The sequence below is a fragment of the Mesorhizobium sp. M1334 genome, from assembly GCF_040317995.1.
Lineage (GTDB): Bacteria > Pseudomonadota > Alphaproteobacteria > Rhizobiales > Rhizobiaceae > Mesorhizobium.
On record NZ_JAMYLM010000023.1, the window covers coordinates 41,067 to 56,428 of the forward strand.

Sequence of the window (15,362 nt, forward strand, 5' to 3'; positions counted from 1 at the left end):
TGGATCAACACTCAAAGGCGGGTCCGACTTGTATGAGCCGGGCACTTTCCATATCGCTGTCGTCTAAAAACCGATGGTGATGGAGGATCGCACGATGACAATACGGGCGGTAATGGCCGGTGCGACGGGCTGGGTCGGCAAGGCGCTAGTTCCGGCGATCGCGGCGCAAGGCGACATGGCGCTGGCCGGGGCCGTGTCCCGCAGCGGTGCTGGGCAGGATTCCGGTCTGCTGGTTGGCATGCCGGCTAATGGTATTGTCGTTTCGGCTTCGCTGGCCGAGGCGCTGGAGGCGCCGTCGGACGTACTGGTCGACTTCACCAAGCCGCATGTCGTGAAAGACCATGTGCTGCTCGCCATCGACAAGGGACGGCACGCTGTGATCGGCACATCGGGACTGGGTGCTGCCGACTATGCCGACATCGATGCCGCGGCGCGCGCCAACGGCGTCGGCGTCGTTGCCGCCGGCAACTTTTCCATCACCGCCACGCTGATGAAGCGGTTTGCACTTATGGCGGCAAAATACGTGCCGGATGTCGAGGTCATCGATTATGCCAGTGCAAAGAAGCCCGACGCGCCCTCCGGTACCGCACGGGAGCTTGCTGAGGCGCTGGCCGACATCCGCAAGGCCTCAACGGCAAAGCCGGTCTCCGAGGTCTCTGGCGTGCCGGCTACACGCGGGGGTGCGGTCGGCGCAGGCGAGGGGGTGCAAGTGCACGCGCTTCGCCTGCCGTCCTACATCCTGTCCTGCGAGGCGCTGTTCGGCCTGCCAGACGAGCGGCTGACCATCCGCCACGACGCCGGCTCGTCCGCGGCACCCTATGTGGCGGGCACGCTGCTCGCCATCAGACGGGTACAGCAGATCAAGGGTCTGGTTCGCGGTCTCGACGCGCTGATGGACTGATCCATTTCGGCAGGAATCGGGTGGGAAGCTCTGTCTTGCGAGCATAATTTCCGGTCAACGACACCGGAGATTTTGCCATGACGATAAGATTCAAAGCCTTGCCAACCGACGCAGTCCGGGCACTTCAGCGCGGCGGGGCGGATGCTTATGGCCTGATGCCAGAGCGGCAGATTTCGGGCGGCGACGGCGTGCCTTGCCGTCATTGCTTGAAGAATGTTGCTGCGGGGGAAGCCTATCTTGTTCTGGCCTATAGGCCTTTTCCGGAGCTGCAGCCTTATGCCGAAACCGGGCCGATCTTTCTGCATGCGGAAGAATGCGAACGCGCTGCCGAGGTTGAGTTGCTTCCAGAAATGCTCGAAAGCAGCGATTACATCGTGCGCGGTTATGGCAAGGACGACCGTATTGTTTACGGTAGCGGCGGCGTCATTCCGACCGACGCCATTGCCGCACGGGCAGAGACGTTGTTCAAACGCGACGACATTGCTTACGTCCACATCCGCTCGGCCCGCAACAATTGCTATCAGTGCCGGATCGACCGCGCGTAACCGAACAGGCTGCACCGGCTTGGGCCTGTCGCACTCCCGTCGCATACAAGCGGTAGAAAGAGACTGTCGATCGATTTGCCGACCGCGGATGAATCGGCGGAAATCTCGATAACCGAGGAAGCGGGGCTTTGGCTCCGCTTTTTTGTGCCTGCATTGTTCGCAAAACAAAAAACCCGCCGGGATTAGCCGGCGGGCTTGAACGATTTGCCTGGAGGGCCTTAGTTGAACTTATACTTCGCACCGATACGGACGGTGTGGAAAGAAGGAGTGGTGGTGAGGACATCGCTCGGCCCTCCAAACTCCTCCAGAATATCCTTCTCGGCAAACTGCGAATAACGATATTCGAGACCGACAGTTACGTTGTTGGTCACGGCCGCTTCCAAACCACCACCGACCGAGAAGCCGCTCGAGCCCCAATCGATGATGTCGCCGATGGGTGAAGATGCGTTCAGATCGAAATGCTGCCAGCTGTAACCGCCAAGCACATAGGCGAGGGTTGATTCGTTGACCTTCAAACCGACCCGGCCCAGCACATCGAAACCATAGTCGGTGTCCAGATTAATGGACCCGCCGGGCACTTCCAGCTCCGAGGTCATGCCGGAGTAGCGAGCATCAACCATAACGCCGGCAACCCAGCTGCCGAAGTCATGATCGTAGCCGGCGTTCAATTCGCCAAACACGCCTTCGCCGCCGATACCGTTGAACTCCAGGTCGCCAAGCGGCGGAACATTGATCTGATGCACCGACGCACCCGCGCCGCCCGCACCGCCGATATAGAAGCCGGTCCAGTTGTAGGTAGGTGCCTCAAAGGAAGAGACACCGCCATTCTGGGCGCCAAAACGATAATTGGCTGCTACCTGGAACGTGTGACGCGATGTATCGAGGTTGATTGCGCCATCCGGTACACCGAACTCGGAAAGGACATCATCGTTGGTGCTGAATTGCGTAAAACGATATTCGGTTTTGATGGTCCAGTTGCTGTTGATGGCCGTCTCGACGCCGGCTCCGACGAAGTAGCCGCTCTGGTCCCAGTCGAAGTCAAAACCTGCGCTCGTGTCAAATTTGTATTTCTGCCATGAATAGCCACCAAGGACATAGCCCAAAGTGTTTGGCGTGAAGAGGTAGCCTGCCCGCAAGCCAGCGTCGAAACCATAGGTCTCTTTGACCGATGCGTCGAATCCAGCAACGTCGAGGGAGGTTTCGATGTTGCCGGCATGAGCGTCCAGAAGTCCGCCGATCAGGAACCGCGGCGCCACCATATAGTCATACCCAACGGTGAGTTCACCGTACAGGCCTTCGCCACCAATACCGTTGAACGACACCCCAGGAATGAAGTCGCTGCTCAACTCGTGGACGTTCGCCCCGGCGCCAACGCCAAAGCCGACGTAGATGCCACTCCAGTTGAAGCCCGCCGTCTCCACGACCGGTTCGACCACGTCGGCGGCATGAGAGACCGACCCAAGCGCCAGAACAGAAACTGCGCCGAGAAGAAGAGATTTCGTGAATTTTCTGCTGATCATTACCCTGCCCCTGGTGAACCCGGCATCTACGTAGCATCGGCTCATTGTGGCGGCTGTAACAAAAAAGCCACAGAAAGAGCACATTGCATCAAACGGGCACCAGATGCGGGCAAGACCGGCTGTAGACCGAGAAAATTGCCTGTGAACAAGCAGCCGCCGACAGCATCGGCGACTCATCAGGAACAAACGGTTGGAAATCAGGCCGCGAGAACGGCCTTCGGCTCGACCAGTTCGTAACCGAGCGCTTCGGCCACCGCGCGATTCGTTATCTTGCCCTTGTGGACGTTAAGCCCGTTGCGCAGATGGTGGTCGTCTACCAGCGCCTTGAGGCCCTTGTTGGCGAGCTGCAGGCCATAGTGCAGCGTAGCATTGTTGAGCGCGTGGGCCGAGGTGACCGGCACCGCGCCCGGCATGTTGGCGACGCAATAATGGATGATGCCGTCGACTTCATAGGTCGGCTCGGCATGGGTGGTGGCGTGCGAGGTCTCGAAACAACCGCCCTGGTCGATGGCGACGTCGACCAGCACGGCTCCTTTCTTCATGCCCGACAGCATTTCGCGCGTCACCAGCTTGGGCGCTGCTGCCCCCGGGATCAGCACGGCGCCGACGACTATGTCAGCCGAAAAACATTCTTCCTCCAGTGCCTCGACGGTCGAGTAGCGGGTGTGAACGCGGCCGCCAAAGATGTCGTCGAGCTGACGCAGGCGCGGGATCGAGCGGTCGATAATAGTGACGTCGGCGCCGAGGCCGGCCGCCATCCGTGCGGCATGCAGGCCGACAACGCCGCCGCCGAGCACGGTGACCTTGCCGGGGAGCACGCCGGGCACGCCGCCAAGTAGCACGCCGCGGCCGCCATTGGCCTTTTGCAGCGCCGTGGCGCCCGCCTGGATCGACAGGCGGCCGGCAACTTCCGACATCGGCGCCAAGAGCGGGAGGCCGCCGCGCTCGTCGGTGACCGTCTCGTAAGCTATCGCGGTCACGCCGGAGGCCAACAGGCCCTTGGTTTGCTCCGGATCCGGGGCAAGATGTAGATAGGTATAGAGGATCTGGCCATCGCGGAGCTGAACCCATTCGTTGGCCTGCGGCTCCTTGACCTTCACGATCATGTCGGACTTGGCAAACACGTCGGCTGCCGTCTTGGCGATCGTGGCGCCGGCAGCGCGATACGCGTTGTCATCGGCGCCGATGCCTGCACCGGCGCCGGTCTCGACAAGCACTTCATGGCCATGCGCGACATATTCGCGGACCGAGCCCGGTGTCAGGCCGACGCGGTATTCGTGATTCTTGATTTCCCGGGGGCAGCCGACGCGCATCTTTTTTCTCCTGATCCGGCCCTTTGGGGCTCGTTCCCTGTCTAGAGATAGTGAACCACGAATCGCTCGATAAGTGTTTGCGAATGCGCTTGCCTGAGAGGCGACTCTTCGATAATCGTTGCGCAAAACATTGCAATTGTCGCAGGAACTCGCAAAAATGCCGCTCGACAGGATTGATATCGCCATTCTTGAGACGTTGCAGAAGGATGGGCGCATACCCAATGCAGCGCTCGCCGAGAAGGTCGGCCTATCGCAGTCGGCCTGTTCGCGGCGGCTGGACAATCTGGAGAAATCCGGAACCATCCGCGGCTATCACGCCCGGCTGTCCAACGCTGCACTTGGGCACCAGATGACGGCGATCGTGCATATATCGCTGTCCGGGCAATTCGAGAAGACGTTGTCGGATTTCGAGGCAGCGATAAAGCGCTGCCCGAACGTCCTATCCTGCCATTTGATGTCGGGCGAATATGACTACATCCTGCGTATAGCGGCAAAGGATCTCGTCGACTACGAACGTATCCACAAGGAGTGGCTGTCGGCAATGCCGCATGTGACGAAGATCAATTCGTCTTTTGCCTTGCGCGAAATCGTCGATCGCACAGCGGTGGGAATGAAACCTGAACTCGCCTAGGCCCGAACTCGCCTAGGTGTTGACTGCCTCGGTCACCACACGGTCCATCGGAATGTCGTGCGGCTGCGGGTAGATGGTGACGATGCGCTGCAGTTCGTAGCCGACGCCGATGACCAGCGGTTTGAAGGGCATCGCGGCAAGCGTACGATCGAAGAAGCCGCCGCCATAGCCCAGGCGAAACTGCTCAGGATCGATGCCGACAATCGGCGAAATGACGATGTCGGGTAACACCGGATCGCCGTCAGCCGGTATCGGGATATTCCAGACGCCCTTCTCCAGCCGGTCTCCGTGGGTATAGGCGCGAAAGACAAGCGGCCGGTCTTTCTCGACGACGACGGGCAACGCCGTGCGCCCGCCCCGCGCGTCGACGGTTTCCATCCACGGGCGCAGGTCCGGCTCGCCGCGAAACGGCCAATAGAGGCTGACCACGCGGCCGGCGATGTCACCGATCATCGCGTCGAGCCCTTCGGCAATGCGCTGCGACATGGCTGCGCGCGTGTCGGCTGAAACGGCAAGGCGGGATGCGATCAATCGCTGGCGCTCGGCCTTGCGCCAGCGCCTTACGTCGGTCCAGTCGGATAGCGGCGCTTGGAACTCCGGGTCGAGCTCGTGCATAAAACAAGGCGGCGAGGCGTACTGCGCTGAGCCTTCATCTTCATCCCTAGCCATGCTTCACCTGCAATATACAGTTCCAACCAAGTCGTATCCTGGACGCAGGCTATATCTGGGAACGAGTCTGCAGCATGCGTATTCACGACATCAAGAGACGACTCCCAGTTAGTTGCAGCGCAGGCATTGCTGCACTGCACAACGACACTTACATCAGCCTTGGCGAGAGGGATGAGTGAGATGAACACAGCCAACCATCACGTCGTCGTCGTAGGCGCCGGATTCGGCGGTCTCGAATTCATCCGCGCACTTGCCCACGCGCCGGTGCGCATCACCATGATCGACAGGCGTAATCATCACCTCTTTCAGCCACTGCTCTACCAGGTGGCGACGACGGCGCTGGCCACCTCCGAAGTGGCCTGGCCGATCCGCCATCTCCTGCGCAAGCGCGATGACGTGACGACGCTGCTCGCCACCGTTACCGGCATCGACCGCACCGGCAAGCGCGTGCTGCTGCAGGACGGCGGCACGGTCGCTTACGACACGCTTGTGCTGGCGACCGGCGCGCGGCACGCCTATTTCGGCCATGACGAATGGGAACCGTTTGCCCCGGGCCTGAAGACGCTGGAGGATGCCACCACCATTCGACGGCGTATTCTTTTAGCTTTCGAGCGGGCCGAACGGGAAACCGATCCCGCCAACCGTCAGGCATTGCTGACGCTGGCGATCGTCGGCGGCGGGCCGACCGGCGTGGAACTGGCCGGCACTATTGCTGAGCTGGCGCACGACACGCTGCGCGGCGAGTTCCGCAACATCGACACGCGGCAGACGCGTGTGGTGCTGATTGAGGCCGGCGACCGCATCCTGTCCAATTTCGCTCCCGAACTCTCCGGTTATGCAACGAAGGCGCTCGAACGGCTCGGCGTGACCGTCGAACTCGGCCGGGCGGTTACGCGCTGCGATGCCGAGGGTGTCGTCTTCGGCGACACACACTTGCCGGCCAGGACAATCCTGTGGGCGGCGGGCGTCGCCGCTTCGCCGGCCGCCGAATGGCTCGGCGCGGCAGCGGACCGCGCGGGCAGAGTGCTTGTCGAGCCCGACCTGAGTGTGCCGGGAAACCGGGAGATTTTCGTCATCGGTGACGCAGCGCACGTCCTGCGGCCGGATGGCCGGCTGGTGCCGGGCGTCGCGCCCGCCGCCAAGCAGCAGGGACGGCACGTCGCCGCGACGATCAAGGCAAGGCTTGCCGGTGACGCGACACCGCGTCCTTTCAGCTACAGGCATGACGGCGATCTGGCGACGATCGGCAAGCGCGCCGCGGCCATCGATTTCGGCTGGATCAAGCTCACCGGCCGGCTTGCCTGGTGGCTGTGGGGCTTGGCGCATATCTACTTCCTGATCGGCTTTCGTAACCGGCTTGCGGTTTCCCTGAGCTGGCTATGGATCTACTTCACCGGTCAGCGCAGCGCGCGGTTGATCACCCAGGGCGACGACGATAAGGGCTGATTGTTCGCTGCCGGACATTCATCGGCGCGTCACCTCCTCTTGATGGAATCGGCTTCTGGACTCGGCTGGATTTCGGCGCGAAGCTTTGCTTCGGGCAGGACTTGTCACGTCGTGGAAGAAAGAGAAAACGAATGTCCCAACTGCGCCACCTCGTCTCACGCCGCGATTTCCTCGCCGGCGTTGCCGTGAGCGGAGCGCTGATTATGCTGCATCCGTTCTCCGCCCGGGCTCAAGCCAATCAGGCGCATCTGAGGATTATGGAGACGACCGACATCCACGTGAATGTGCTGCCTTACGATTACTACGCCGACAAAGCCAACGACACGATGGGGCTGTCGCGAACGGCATCGTTGATTGAAGCCGTGCGCAAGGAAGCAACCAACGCGATGCTGGTCGATAATGGCGACCTTCTACAAGGCAACCCGATGGGCGACTACATCGCCTACGAGAGAGGGATGAAGGATGGCGATCTGCATCCGGTCATGAAGGGCATGAACCTGCTCGGCTACGAATGCTCGACGCTCGGCAACCACGAGTTCAACTATGGCCTGTCGTTCATGGACAAGGTGCTGGCCGGTGCCAATTTCCCGTTCGTCTGCGCGAACCTGATCCGCGGCACCGAGCTCGCCGCGAACCCGCGCGACGACAAGCTCTATCTCAAGCCGTATGTCATCCTCGACAGGAAGATCAAAGACGGATCGGGCGCCGAGCAACCGATCAGGATCGGCATCATTGGCTTCGTGCCGCCGCAGATCATGGTCTGGGACCTGAAAAATCTCGAAGGAAGTGTCAAGACGCGCGACATCGTCGAGGCGGCCAAGGCGTGGGTGCCGCAAATGAAGGAAGAAGGCGCCGACATCGTCATTGCGCTCTCCCATTCCGGCATCGACGTGAAGCAAAGCGACATGATGGAGAATGCCTCCGTCTTCGTGGCAGGTGTCGAAGGCATCGATGCGGTGTTCACCGGCCACCAGCACCTCGTCTTCCCTGGCAAGAAGGACTTTCAGTTGCTGGAAGCCGTCGATCCGGCGAAAGGCACGCTGCAAGGCAAGCCCGCCGTTATGGCCGGCTTCTGGGGCTCGCATATGGGGCTGATCGATCTGTTGCTGGAGCGCGACGGATCGACATGGAAAATCGTCTCGGCGACCTCTGAGGCCAGGCCGATCTTTGAGCGGGTCGACAAGACGAACAAGCCGACCGTCGCGGACGACCAGCGCATCGTCGACGCGCTCAAACAGGATCACGAGGCGACGCTCGCCTATGTGCGCCGGCCTGTCGGCAAAACCTCGGCGCCGCTCTATTCCTATTTTGCGCTGGTCGCCGACGATCCATCGGTCCAGATCGTCAGTCAGGCGCAGACCTGGTACTTGAAGGACATCCTGAAGAACACCGAGTGGAAGGATATGCCGCTGCTGTCGGCGGCGGCACCGTTCAAGGCGGGTGGGCGCAACGGCGCCGACTATTACACCGACGTGCCGGTGGGCGATATCGCCATCAAGAACGTCGCCGACCTCTACCTCTATCCAAACACGGTGCGCGCCGTCGAAATCACCGGAGCGGAGGTGAAGGAATGGCTGGAAATGTCGGCCGGCATCTTCAACCGGATCGAACCGGGCAAAGCCGACCAGGCGCTCATCAACACTGACTTCCCATCCTATAATTTCGACGTGATCGACGGCGTCACCTACAAAATCGATCTGTCGCAGCCACCGAAATATGATTCGAAGGGCGGGCTGGTGAATGCTGGCTCGAACCGCATTATTGACTTGATGTTCAACGGCAAACCAATTGATCCCAAGCGGAAATTCGTCGTCGCCACCAACAACTACCGAGCCGGCGGCGGAGGCAATTTCCCGCAGATCAATGCCTCGAAGATCATCTACGAAGCGCCCGACACCAACCGCGATGTGATCGTGCGTTATATCGTCAGCAAAGGCACCATCAATCCGTCGGCGGACGCCAACTGGTCGTTTGCGCCACTACCGGGAACCAGCGTCGTATTCCAGACCGGCGCCAGGGCAAAGGATTTCATTGCGCAAGTGACGTCGCTGAAGATCGAGCCGGCGGGCGAGGGCGAAGCAGGGTTTGCCAAGTACCGCATCACTCTCTAGGTGAGGATTTGAGCGTCGACTCGAAACTGTCTCAGCGCTAAGATACTGTCCGGTATGGCAAACCTTTTTCCAGCAGATGGCCTTGTCACCCACGTGGTGCGAAACGCCGCTTGACGGCAGGCATGACCAGATCCAGTGCGTCCGTCGAAATCCCACCGGAATAATCGTCCGGCAGTTGGTCGATCGAGGCTGGGTCGTCGAGGCCTTGTGAAAAGCCGCCGCCGGAATAGGGACCGAGCAGGTAGACATGGCTGCCGACACCGTCCATACGGTCGAGAAAACGGTCCGGCCAGCCCCACATCCACTTTGCGATATTGACGGGGATGAGCAAAGTGCCCTGGCGGCAGGCATCAGGAACGTAGCCGCTCCAGCCGAGCGCAGTGTAGCGAAGAATGCAGCGCGTCAGGGATGCGCGGCTCAGCGTGTGCGTATCCGGCAATGCTGCCTTGACCGCGTCCATAGGCCTGTCGCCGCCATAGACCGTCAGATTGGGGCGCTCGGCCGGCGTCAATGTGGCGAGCCAGGCAGCCAGCATCTCGCCTTCCTTGGGATCGTTGCTTTTGACGTTGATGTTGAAGCGCCGGTTCGGGAAGCGCTGCAAGACTTCATCCAGCGACGGCATCATGCCGACACCCTTGCCGCGAAACGGAAAGGTCTTGCCGCCATCGGCAGTGTAGCCATAACCAATATCGAGCGTCTTCAATTCGGACATTGCATGGCTGCGCGTTTCACCCTTGCCGTCGGTGCGACAATCCAGCGTCCAATCGTGGAAGACGGCGAACTTGCCGTCCGTGGTAGGATGGACATCAAGTTCGAGCGCGTCCGCACCGAGCGCGAAGGCGGCTTCCATCGACGGTATCGTGTTCTCGAGGAAGGAATGGCGCGGCGTCAGCATGCGAGCGGCCGTGCATGTTTCCGATCCGAGGTTCGTACGGTCGAAATCCTGAGCCAGGCCGCGATGCGCAAGCACCGAAGGGGTGCCGGCCGGCCGGCTCGAAAGCAGCGAGGTGTTGTTGAGCCAGATGCCGCCCGCAGCGACAAGAATTGCAACGAGGGAGATCGTCCGTCTGCGCATGATATGATTCCCATTGGCCGTTATGGCCGCATCCTGCGTCACGATCGGACTTTTTGACGGCCGGGCAGATCAAACGGCCGCTAAAGATTCCCGGGGAGGGTCCCCAGCAGCGTTGGAATCGTTATGGTTGCAGCCGTCCATATGCGCTAGTTTTAGTCATGCGTTATGTCATCGTCATCACGACCGTCACCTTTTTCCTGATCTGGGACGGCATTTACAACCAAGGCCGCTACCTCGACAGGACGGTCAGGGAGGTGACCCGCATCGTGCACTATGTAACCAGCATGGTGTAGTTTCTCTTCGCTGCTACGGTTCGCAGACGCGACAAACCTGCCGATTGACGGCACGCTGCCGCTGACACAAAAGAACGCCGGTCCAACGGTCGAGGAGGCTGGGTTGATCCGGCATATCGTTTTCTTCAGCGCACGGCATAAAGCGGATGTCGAGGCAGTGCGCACGGGCCTCCTGGCGCTTGGCAAGATACCTCATTCGCGTCATTTCGAGGTAACGCTCAACACCAAGGTCGACCCGCTCTCGGATGAGATCGATGTGGTCGTCTACGCCGAGTTCGAGGACGAAGCGGCGCTCGCCGCCTACAAGGCGCATCCGCTCTATGCAGAGACGACCAGCCGGGTCAAACCGCTACGCGAATTGCGTTATTCGGCCGACATCGTTGCAAGTTGACGAGCCGCCGTCCCCTAGGCGCTGATAATGGTCTTGCCGCTGAGGCGTCGGCCAAGCCCTTGAACCATTTTCAGGAATGAGGCACACCGCGCGGGACATGACCGAGAACACCTCCGCAAGGCCTCATCCGCTCGATCACCTGGTGCTGCCGACCGCGAGCCTCGATATTGCGCGGGCGCGCTTGACCCTGCTTGGCTTTACTGTTGCGCCGACAGGTATCCACCCTTTCGGAACGAAAAACTGCTGTGTCTTCCACACCGACGGCACCTATCTCGAGCCGCTCGTGGTCGCCGACAGACAGGCCGTGGCAAAGGCGATCGCGAACCGCAATGTCTTTGTCGCGCGTGATCGCACCTATCGCGAAGAAAACGGCGATGAAGGATTTTCTGCCGTGGCGCTGGGCACCGAAAGCGCCGCCGCGGACCACGCGCGTTACATGGAAGCCGGTCTGTCGGCGGGGGACGCGCTAAGCTTTTCGCGCGCCTTCACCGATGCGACGGGAAAGAGCGACACCGCATCGTTCAAACTGGCCTTCGCGGCTACAGGCAAGGCAACGGACGCTTTTCTCTTCGCCTGCGAGCGGATCAATGCGCCGAACGTCGACCGCACTGCGTTGCAGGGCCACGCTAATGGCGCAACCGGCATTGTCGAAGTCGTAGCAGTCACTGGCGAACCTTTCGAACAAGGCCGCTTGATTTCGATCGCAGCCGGAATCGAGGCGCAGGGCGGCACTGTCTATGAGCTGCCGAATGCCGTAGTGACCATTCTGGATCCTGCAGCCTATTCGGCACGCTTCGGCATTCCTGCCGGCGCGCCATCTGAACTCCGCTATGCCGGGATCGTCTTTTCGATTAGGCACGCCGACGCCGTCGCCAAGCTGTTTGCAGCCAATTCCGTCGAACACCACACGCGCGGCGGTGATATCATCGTGCCGCCGGCGCCAGGGCAGGGCGCCGCCTTCATTTTCCGGGAGATCGCATGAACAAGCTCAATCCACTGATGCCGAACTCTTCCGTTGCGGTCGGCAAAGTCATTTTCGGCAACAGCGCGCCCTTATCGCTGATCGCCGGTCCATGTCAGCTGGAATCGCGGCAGCACGCTTTCGACATGGCCGGTGCGCTAAAGGAATTGACTGAAAGGCTCGGCATTGGGCTCGTCTACAAGACCAGCTACGACAAGGCCAACCGCACCTCGCTTGGCGGCACGCGCGGCGCGGGACTTGAAGCGGCAATGCCGATCTTCGACGACTTGCGCAAGAATTTTGCGCTGCCGATCCTGACCGACGTCCACACTGAGGAACAATGCGCGATCGTCGCTCCGCATGCCGATATCCTGCAGATTCCTGCCTTCCTCAGCCGACAGACCGATTTGCTGATTGCTGCGGCAAGAACCGGCAAGGTGGTCAATGTGAAGAAGGGCCAATTCCTCGCGCCGTGGGACATGAAGAACGTCGTCGCCAAGATCATCGGCTCCGGCAACGCCAATGTCTTGGTGACCGAGCGCGGCGCATCCTTTGGTTACAACACCCTGGTGTCCGACATGCGGGCGCTGCCGATCATGGCCGAGATCGGTGCGCCGGTGATTTTCGATGCCACCCATTCCGTGCAGCAGCCGGGTGGGCAGGGCGGTTCGTCTGGAGGCGACCGGCGCTTTGTCGAGACGCTGGCGCGCGCGGCCGTCGCGGTTGGCGTCGCCGGCGTCTTCATCGAGACGCACCAGGACCCCGACAACGCGCCTTCCGACGGTCCCAACATGGTGCCGCTAAAGGATCTTCCCGCATTGCTTGAACGACTGATGGCCTTCGATCGCATCGCCAAGAGCGTGGGTTGAACCAGCAGTTGCGCCACAGCAGCGTCGTCAAGAAAACTTTGAAGAATTTCGAACCCGCCTGGAACCTTAGCCCGCGGCCCTCATTGTCAAAATCTAATGTCAACGACGACGAGGAGAACACCATGACGACCCAGACGGGACACACCGAAGCCATCGCCGCTTCGCGGGTTATCGGCACATCGGTCTACAACACGGAAGGCACTCATATCGGCGACATCGAGGACGTTATGCTCGACAAATTGTCGAACGGAATCATGTTTGCCGTGATCGGTTTTGGCGGATTTCTCGGCATTGGCGAGAAATACCACGCCATTCCGTGGGCGAGCCTTGATTATGACGAGGACAAGGGTGGCTATGTCGTGCCGTTCACCAAAGACCAGCTGATGGCCGCTCCTTCTTACTCGATCAACGAGCTGACCGGCGCCGACGGCGAGGCCGCACGTGACGCCTCATACAACTACTACAAGGTCGAGCCTTACTGGCATTGACCTTACTGGCACTGACTAAGTCTCCTGGAATCAAAAAGGCCCCCGGGAAATCGGGGGCCTTTCGATGTGGCGGGTTGCTACTGCGCAATCTGCAGGGCCGGCAAAGGCGACGATCCCTGCGGGGGTTGCTGATTGTCGCACGACGTCAGGAACGCAGCCGCGATCAGGAACAAACTCACAATACCGCTCAACTGGGACATGGCGAAACTCCTCCTGTTTCGCCCCGCGCGACAACAGCCATAAACCAGAAACCGGCATGCGGCCTATGACAAATGATGACAGTGTTTTGTGCTTCGTGAGTCCCAAGAGCGGCAATGGGCGCGGGGCAATATTTGCAACTGCCCCGATTGCGTTTTGCGGCGCTTTGGCTAAGAGGTGCGCGACGCTTCAATCGATCAATCGGGGACATCGCAATGACGGCCATCATCGACATTGTCGGGCGTGAAATCCTGGACAGCCGCGGAAATCCGACCGTCGAGGTCGACGTCGTGCTCGAAGACGGTTCGATGGGTCGCGCCGCGGTGCCGTCCGGTGCCTCTACCGGCGCGCATGAGGCGGTCGAACTGCGCGATGGCGGCCCCCGCTATCTCGGCAAAGGCGTGCTCACGGCGGTCGAGGCGGTGAACGGCGAGCTGTTCGAGGCGATCGGCGGCATGGAGGCAGAGAATCAGATCCATATCGACCAGACCATGATCGAGCTCGATGGTACGGCCAACAAGAGCCGGCTCGGCGCCAACGCCGTCCTCGGCGTGTCGCTGGCGGTGGCCAAGGCCGCGGCCGAAGCGGCCGACCTGCCGCTCTACCGTTATGTCGGCGGTACCAAGGCCCATGTGCTGCCGGTGCCTATGATGAATATCATCAATGGCGGCGCGCATGCCGACAACCCGATCGATTTCCAGGAATTCATGATCCTGCCGATCGGCGCGCCGACGCTGCGCGACGGCGTGCGCTGGGGCTCGGAGATCTTTCATACGCTGCGAAAGAAGCTGAAGGACGCCGGCCATAACACCAATGTCGGTGACGAGGGCGGCTTTGCTCCCAACCTGAAGAGCGCGCCGGCCGCGCTCGACTTCATCATGGAATCGATCGAGCAGGCTGGCTTCAAGCCTGGCGAGGAGGTTGCGCTAGGCCTCGACTGCGCGGCGACCGAATTTTTCAAGGATGGTAACTACGTCTATGAAGGCGAGAGGAAAACCCGCGACCCGAAGGCACAGGCCAGATATCTGGCCAAACTTGCTGCCGACTACCCGATCATCACCATTGAGGACGGCCTGGCGGAGGATGACTGGGACGGTTGGAAAATGCTGACCGATCTCATCGGCAAGCAAACGCAGCTGGTTGGCGACGATCTGTTCGTCACCAACACGGCGCGGCTGCGCGACGGCATCCGCATGGGTGTCGCCAATTCGATCCTGGTCAAGGTCAACCAGATCGGCTCGCTTACCGAAACGCTCGACGCGGTAGAGACCGCGCACAAGGCCGGCTATACCGCAGTGATGTCGCACCGCTCGGGCGAGACCGAGGATGCGACCATCGCCGACCTCGCCGTTGCCACCAATTGCGGGCAGATCAAGACGGGCTCGCTGTCGCGCTCGGATCGCATGGCCAAGTACAACCAGCTCATCCGCATTGAGGAGGAGCTCGGCAAGCAGGCGCAATATGCCGGCAAGTCGATCGTGAAAAGCTGATTTCGAGAGAAAATCCGTGGCGGCGAGGGCGGGGACATTCCCGCCCTTTTTTGCTTCCTGGCTCTGAATCCAACAGGCTGTAACCGTCCATTAAGCACAATCGGGCGACAAAGGCGGCGTAGAGGATTCGGACCATGTGGACACGCCAGCACAAGCAAAGAAACACCGGCCGGCTGATCATCCCCTCGCTCTGCGTGGTGTTCCTGACTTATTTCGGCTTCCATGCCTATCATGGCGAGTTCGGGATATATTCCAAGTATCAGCTCGAAGCCGAGACTGCCGAATTGCAGGGCAGGCTCAATGCCGTCAGGACGCGCCGGATCGATCTCGAGCGCCGCGTTCAGCTGATGCATGAGGGCACGCTGGAGAAGGACATGCTGGACGAGCAGGCGCGCAAGGCGCTTAATCTGTCCCACGCCGACGAGATCACCATTATGTTGCCGGTCGCAAGATAATCTGAT

Annotated in this window: 17 protein-coding genes; 12 read left to right on the forward strand and 5 right to left on the reverse strand. The window is 60.5% G+C overall.

Annotated elements, in window-relative coordinates; all coding sequences use genetic code 11:
• The first annotated feature begins 94 nt into the window (after positions 1-94).
• Together dapB and NKH17_RS27360 are read left to right on the forward strand one after the other, a co-directional pair.
• Complete coding sequence (gene dapB / locus NKH17_RS27355) at positions 95-901, forward strand: 4-hydroxy-tetrahydrodipicolinate reductase (RefSeq protein ID WP_352478813.1); 807 nt, start codon at positions 95-97, stop codon at positions 899-901.
• Positions 902-978: 77 nt separating this feature from the next.
• A complete protein-coding gene (locus NKH17_RS27360; protein ID WP_352898806.1) occupies positions 979-1,446 on the forward strand; it encodes a DUF1203 domain-containing protein in 468 nt (155 codons plus the stop codon).
• A gap of 218 nt (positions 1,447-1,664) precedes the next feature.
• Here NKH17_RS27360 and NKH17_RS27365 read toward each other — a convergent pair whose 3' ends face one another.
• Together NKH17_RS27365 and ald are read right to left on the reverse strand one after the other, a co-directional pair.
• On the reverse strand, positions 1,665-2,966 hold the full coding sequence (locus NKH17_RS27365; protein WP_352478814.1) for an outer membrane protein: 1,302 nt from the start codon (positions 2,964-2,966) through the stop codon (positions 1,665-1,667).
• Positions 2,967-3,163: 197 nt separating this feature from the next.
• Positions 3,164-4,279 (reverse strand): alanine dehydrogenase, encoded by a 1,116-nt coding sequence (gene ald / locus NKH17_RS27370; RefSeq protein WP_352478815.1) that lies wholly within the window; start codon positions 4,277-4,279, stop codon positions 3,164-3,166.
• Between the two features lie 157 nt (positions 4,280-4,436).
• Here ald and NKH17_RS27375 point away from each other — a divergent pair, with 157 nt between their 5' ends.
• Positions 4,437-4,910, forward strand: coding sequence for an Lrp/AsnC family transcriptional regulator (locus NKH17_RS27375; RefSeq protein WP_023675099.1), 474 nt, complete (start codon positions 4,437-4,439; stop codon positions 4,908-4,910).
• 12 nt (positions 4,911-4,922) lie between these two features.
• Here NKH17_RS27375 and NKH17_RS27380 read toward each other — a convergent pair whose 3' ends face one another.
• Positions 4,923-5,579, reverse strand: a complete 657-nt coding sequence (locus NKH17_RS27380; RefSeq protein WP_352478816.1) for a 5-formyltetrahydrofolate cyclo-ligase — start codon at positions 5,577-5,579, stop codon at positions 4,923-4,925.
• Between the two features lie 180 nt (positions 5,580-5,759).
• On the opposite strand from NKH17_RS27380, the gene NKH17_RS27385 reads away from it, so the two are divergent.
• Both NKH17_RS27385 and NKH17_RS27390 read left to right on the forward strand, forming a co-directional pair.
• Entirely contained in the window at positions 5,760-7,025 is a 1,266-nt protein-coding gene (locus NKH17_RS27385; RefSeq protein WP_352898810.1) for an NAD(P)/FAD-dependent oxidoreductase, read from the forward strand.
• A 131-nt stretch (positions 7,026-7,156) separates the two neighbouring features.
• Positions 7,157-9,136, forward strand: a complete 1,980-nt coding sequence (locus NKH17_RS27390) for a bifunctional 2',3'-cyclic-nucleotide 2'-phosphodiesterase/3'-nucleotidase (protein ID WP_352478818.1) — start codon at positions 7,157-7,159, stop codon at positions 9,134-9,136.
• 85 nt (positions 9,137-9,221) lie between these two features.
• On the opposite strand, the gene NKH17_RS27395 is transcribed toward NKH17_RS27390, so the two are convergent.
• On the reverse strand, positions 9,222-10,211 hold the full coding sequence (locus NKH17_RS27395; RefSeq protein ID WP_352898813.1) for a glycerophosphodiester phosphodiesterase family protein: 990 nt from the start codon (positions 10,209-10,211) through the stop codon (positions 9,222-9,224).
• Positions 10,212-10,369: 158 nt separating this feature from the next.
• Here NKH17_RS27395 and NKH17_RS27400 point away from each other — a divergent pair, with 158 nt between their 5' ends.
• The 5 genes from NKH17_RS27400 (at position 10,370) to NKH17_RS27420 (ending at position 13,213) form a co-directional block, all read left to right on the forward strand.
• Complete coding sequence (locus NKH17_RS27400) at positions 10,370-10,504, forward strand: hypothetical protein (RefSeq protein WP_292655342.1); 135 nt, start codon at positions 10,370-10,372, stop codon at positions 10,502-10,504.
• A gap of 103 nt (positions 10,505-10,607) precedes the next feature.
• Positions 10,608-10,895, forward strand: coding sequence for a Dabb family protein (locus NKH17_RS27405; protein WP_254817185.1), 288 nt, complete (start codon positions 10,608-10,610; stop codon positions 10,893-10,895).
• 97 nt (positions 10,896-10,992) lie between these two features.
• Positions 10,993-11,877, forward strand: a complete 885-nt coding sequence (locus NKH17_RS27410; protein WP_352478819.1) for a VOC family protein — start codon at positions 10,993-10,995, stop codon at positions 11,875-11,877.
• On the forward strand, positions 11,874-12,725 hold the full coding sequence (gene kdsA / locus NKH17_RS27415) for a 3-deoxy-8-phosphooctulonate synthase (protein ID WP_254817187.1): 852 nt from the start codon (positions 11,874-11,876) through the stop codon (positions 12,723-12,725). Before NKH17_RS27410 ends, kdsA begins: the two co-directional genes overlap by 4 nt.
• A 122-nt stretch (positions 12,726-12,847) precedes the next feature.
• A complete protein-coding gene (locus NKH17_RS27420; protein ID WP_352478820.1) occupies positions 12,848-13,213 on the forward strand; it encodes a PRC-barrel domain-containing protein in 366 nt (121 codons plus the stop codon).
• A 77-nt stretch (positions 13,214-13,290) separates the two neighbouring features.
• On the opposite strand, the gene NKH17_RS27425 is transcribed toward NKH17_RS27420, so the two are convergent.
• Positions 13,291-13,413 (reverse strand): hypothetical protein, encoded by a 123-nt coding sequence (locus NKH17_RS27425; protein WP_084642452.1) that lies wholly within the window; start codon positions 13,411-13,413, stop codon positions 13,291-13,293.
• Between the two features lie 213 nt (positions 13,414-13,626).
• Between NKH17_RS27425 and eno the strand changes: the two genes are divergently transcribed.
• A complete protein-coding gene (gene eno, locus NKH17_RS27430; RefSeq protein ID WP_352898817.1) occupies positions 13,627-14,901 on the forward strand; it encodes a phosphopyruvate hydratase in 1,275 nt (424 codons plus the stop codon).
• A gap of 134 nt (positions 14,902-15,035) precedes the next feature.
• A complete protein-coding gene (locus tag NKH17_RS27435) occupies positions 15,036-15,356 on the forward strand; it encodes an FtsB family cell division protein (RefSeq protein WP_352704002.1) in 321 nt (106 codons plus the stop codon).
• The last annotated feature ends 6 nt before the right edge of the window (positions 15,357-15,362 follow it).

Coding starts and splice junctions, on each gene's coding strand:
- dapB (WP_352478813.1), top strand. CDS start 95: ATGACAATACGGGCGGTAATGGCCGGTGCGACGGGCTGGGTCGGCAAG.
- NKH17_RS27360 (WP_352898806.1), top strand. CDS start 979: ATGACGATAAGATTCAAAGCCTTGCCAACCGACGCAGTCCGGGCACTT.
- NKH17_RS27365 (WP_352478814.1), bottom strand. CDS start 2,966: ATGATCAGCAGAAAATTCACGAAATCTCTTCTTCTCGGCGCAGTTTCT.
- ald (WP_352478815.1), bottom strand. CDS start 4,279: ATGCGCGTCGGCTGCCCCCGGGAAATCAAGAATCACGAATACCGCGTC.
- NKH17_RS27375 (WP_023675099.1), top strand. CDS start 4,437: ATGCCGCTCGACAGGATTGATATCGCCATTCTTGAGACGTTGCAGAAG.
- NKH17_RS27380 (WP_352478816.1), bottom strand. CDS start 5,579: ATGGCTAGGGATGAAGATGAAGGCTCAGCGCAGTACGCCTCGCCGCCT.
- NKH17_RS27385 (WP_352898810.1), top strand. CDS start 5,760: ATGAACACAGCCAACCATCACGTCGTCGTCGTAGGCGCCGGATTCGGC.
- NKH17_RS27390 (WP_352478818.1), top strand. CDS start 7,157: ATGTCCCAACTGCGCCACCTCGTCTCACGCCGCGATTTCCTCGCCGGC.
- NKH17_RS27395 (WP_352898813.1), bottom strand. CDS start 10,211: ATGCGCAGACGGACGATCTCCCTCGTTGCAATTCTTGTCGCTGCGGGC.
- NKH17_RS27400 (WP_292655342.1), top strand. CDS start 10,370: ATGCGTTATGTCATCGTCATCACGACCGTCACCTTTTTCCTGATCTGG.
- NKH17_RS27410 (WP_352478819.1), top strand. CDS start 10,993: ATGACCGAGAACACCTCCGCAAGGCCTCATCCGCTCGATCACCTGGTG.
- kdsA (WP_254817187.1), top strand. CDS start 11,874: ATGAACAAGCTCAATCCACTGATGCCGAACTCTTCCGTTGCGGTCGGC.
- NKH17_RS27420 (WP_352478820.1), top strand. CDS start 12,848: ATGACGACCCAGACGGGACACACCGAAGCCATCGCCGCTTCGCGGGTT.
- NKH17_RS27425 (WP_084642452.1), bottom strand. CDS start 13,413: ATGTCCCAGTTGAGCGGTATTGTGAGTTTGTTCCTGATCGCGGCTGCG.
- eno (WP_352898817.1), top strand. CDS start 13,627: ATGACGGCCATCATCGACATTGTCGGGCGTGAAATCCTGGACAGCCGC.
- NKH17_RS27435 (WP_352704002.1), top strand. CDS start 15,036: ATGTGGACACGCCAGCACAAGCAAAGAAACACCGGCCGGCTGATCATC.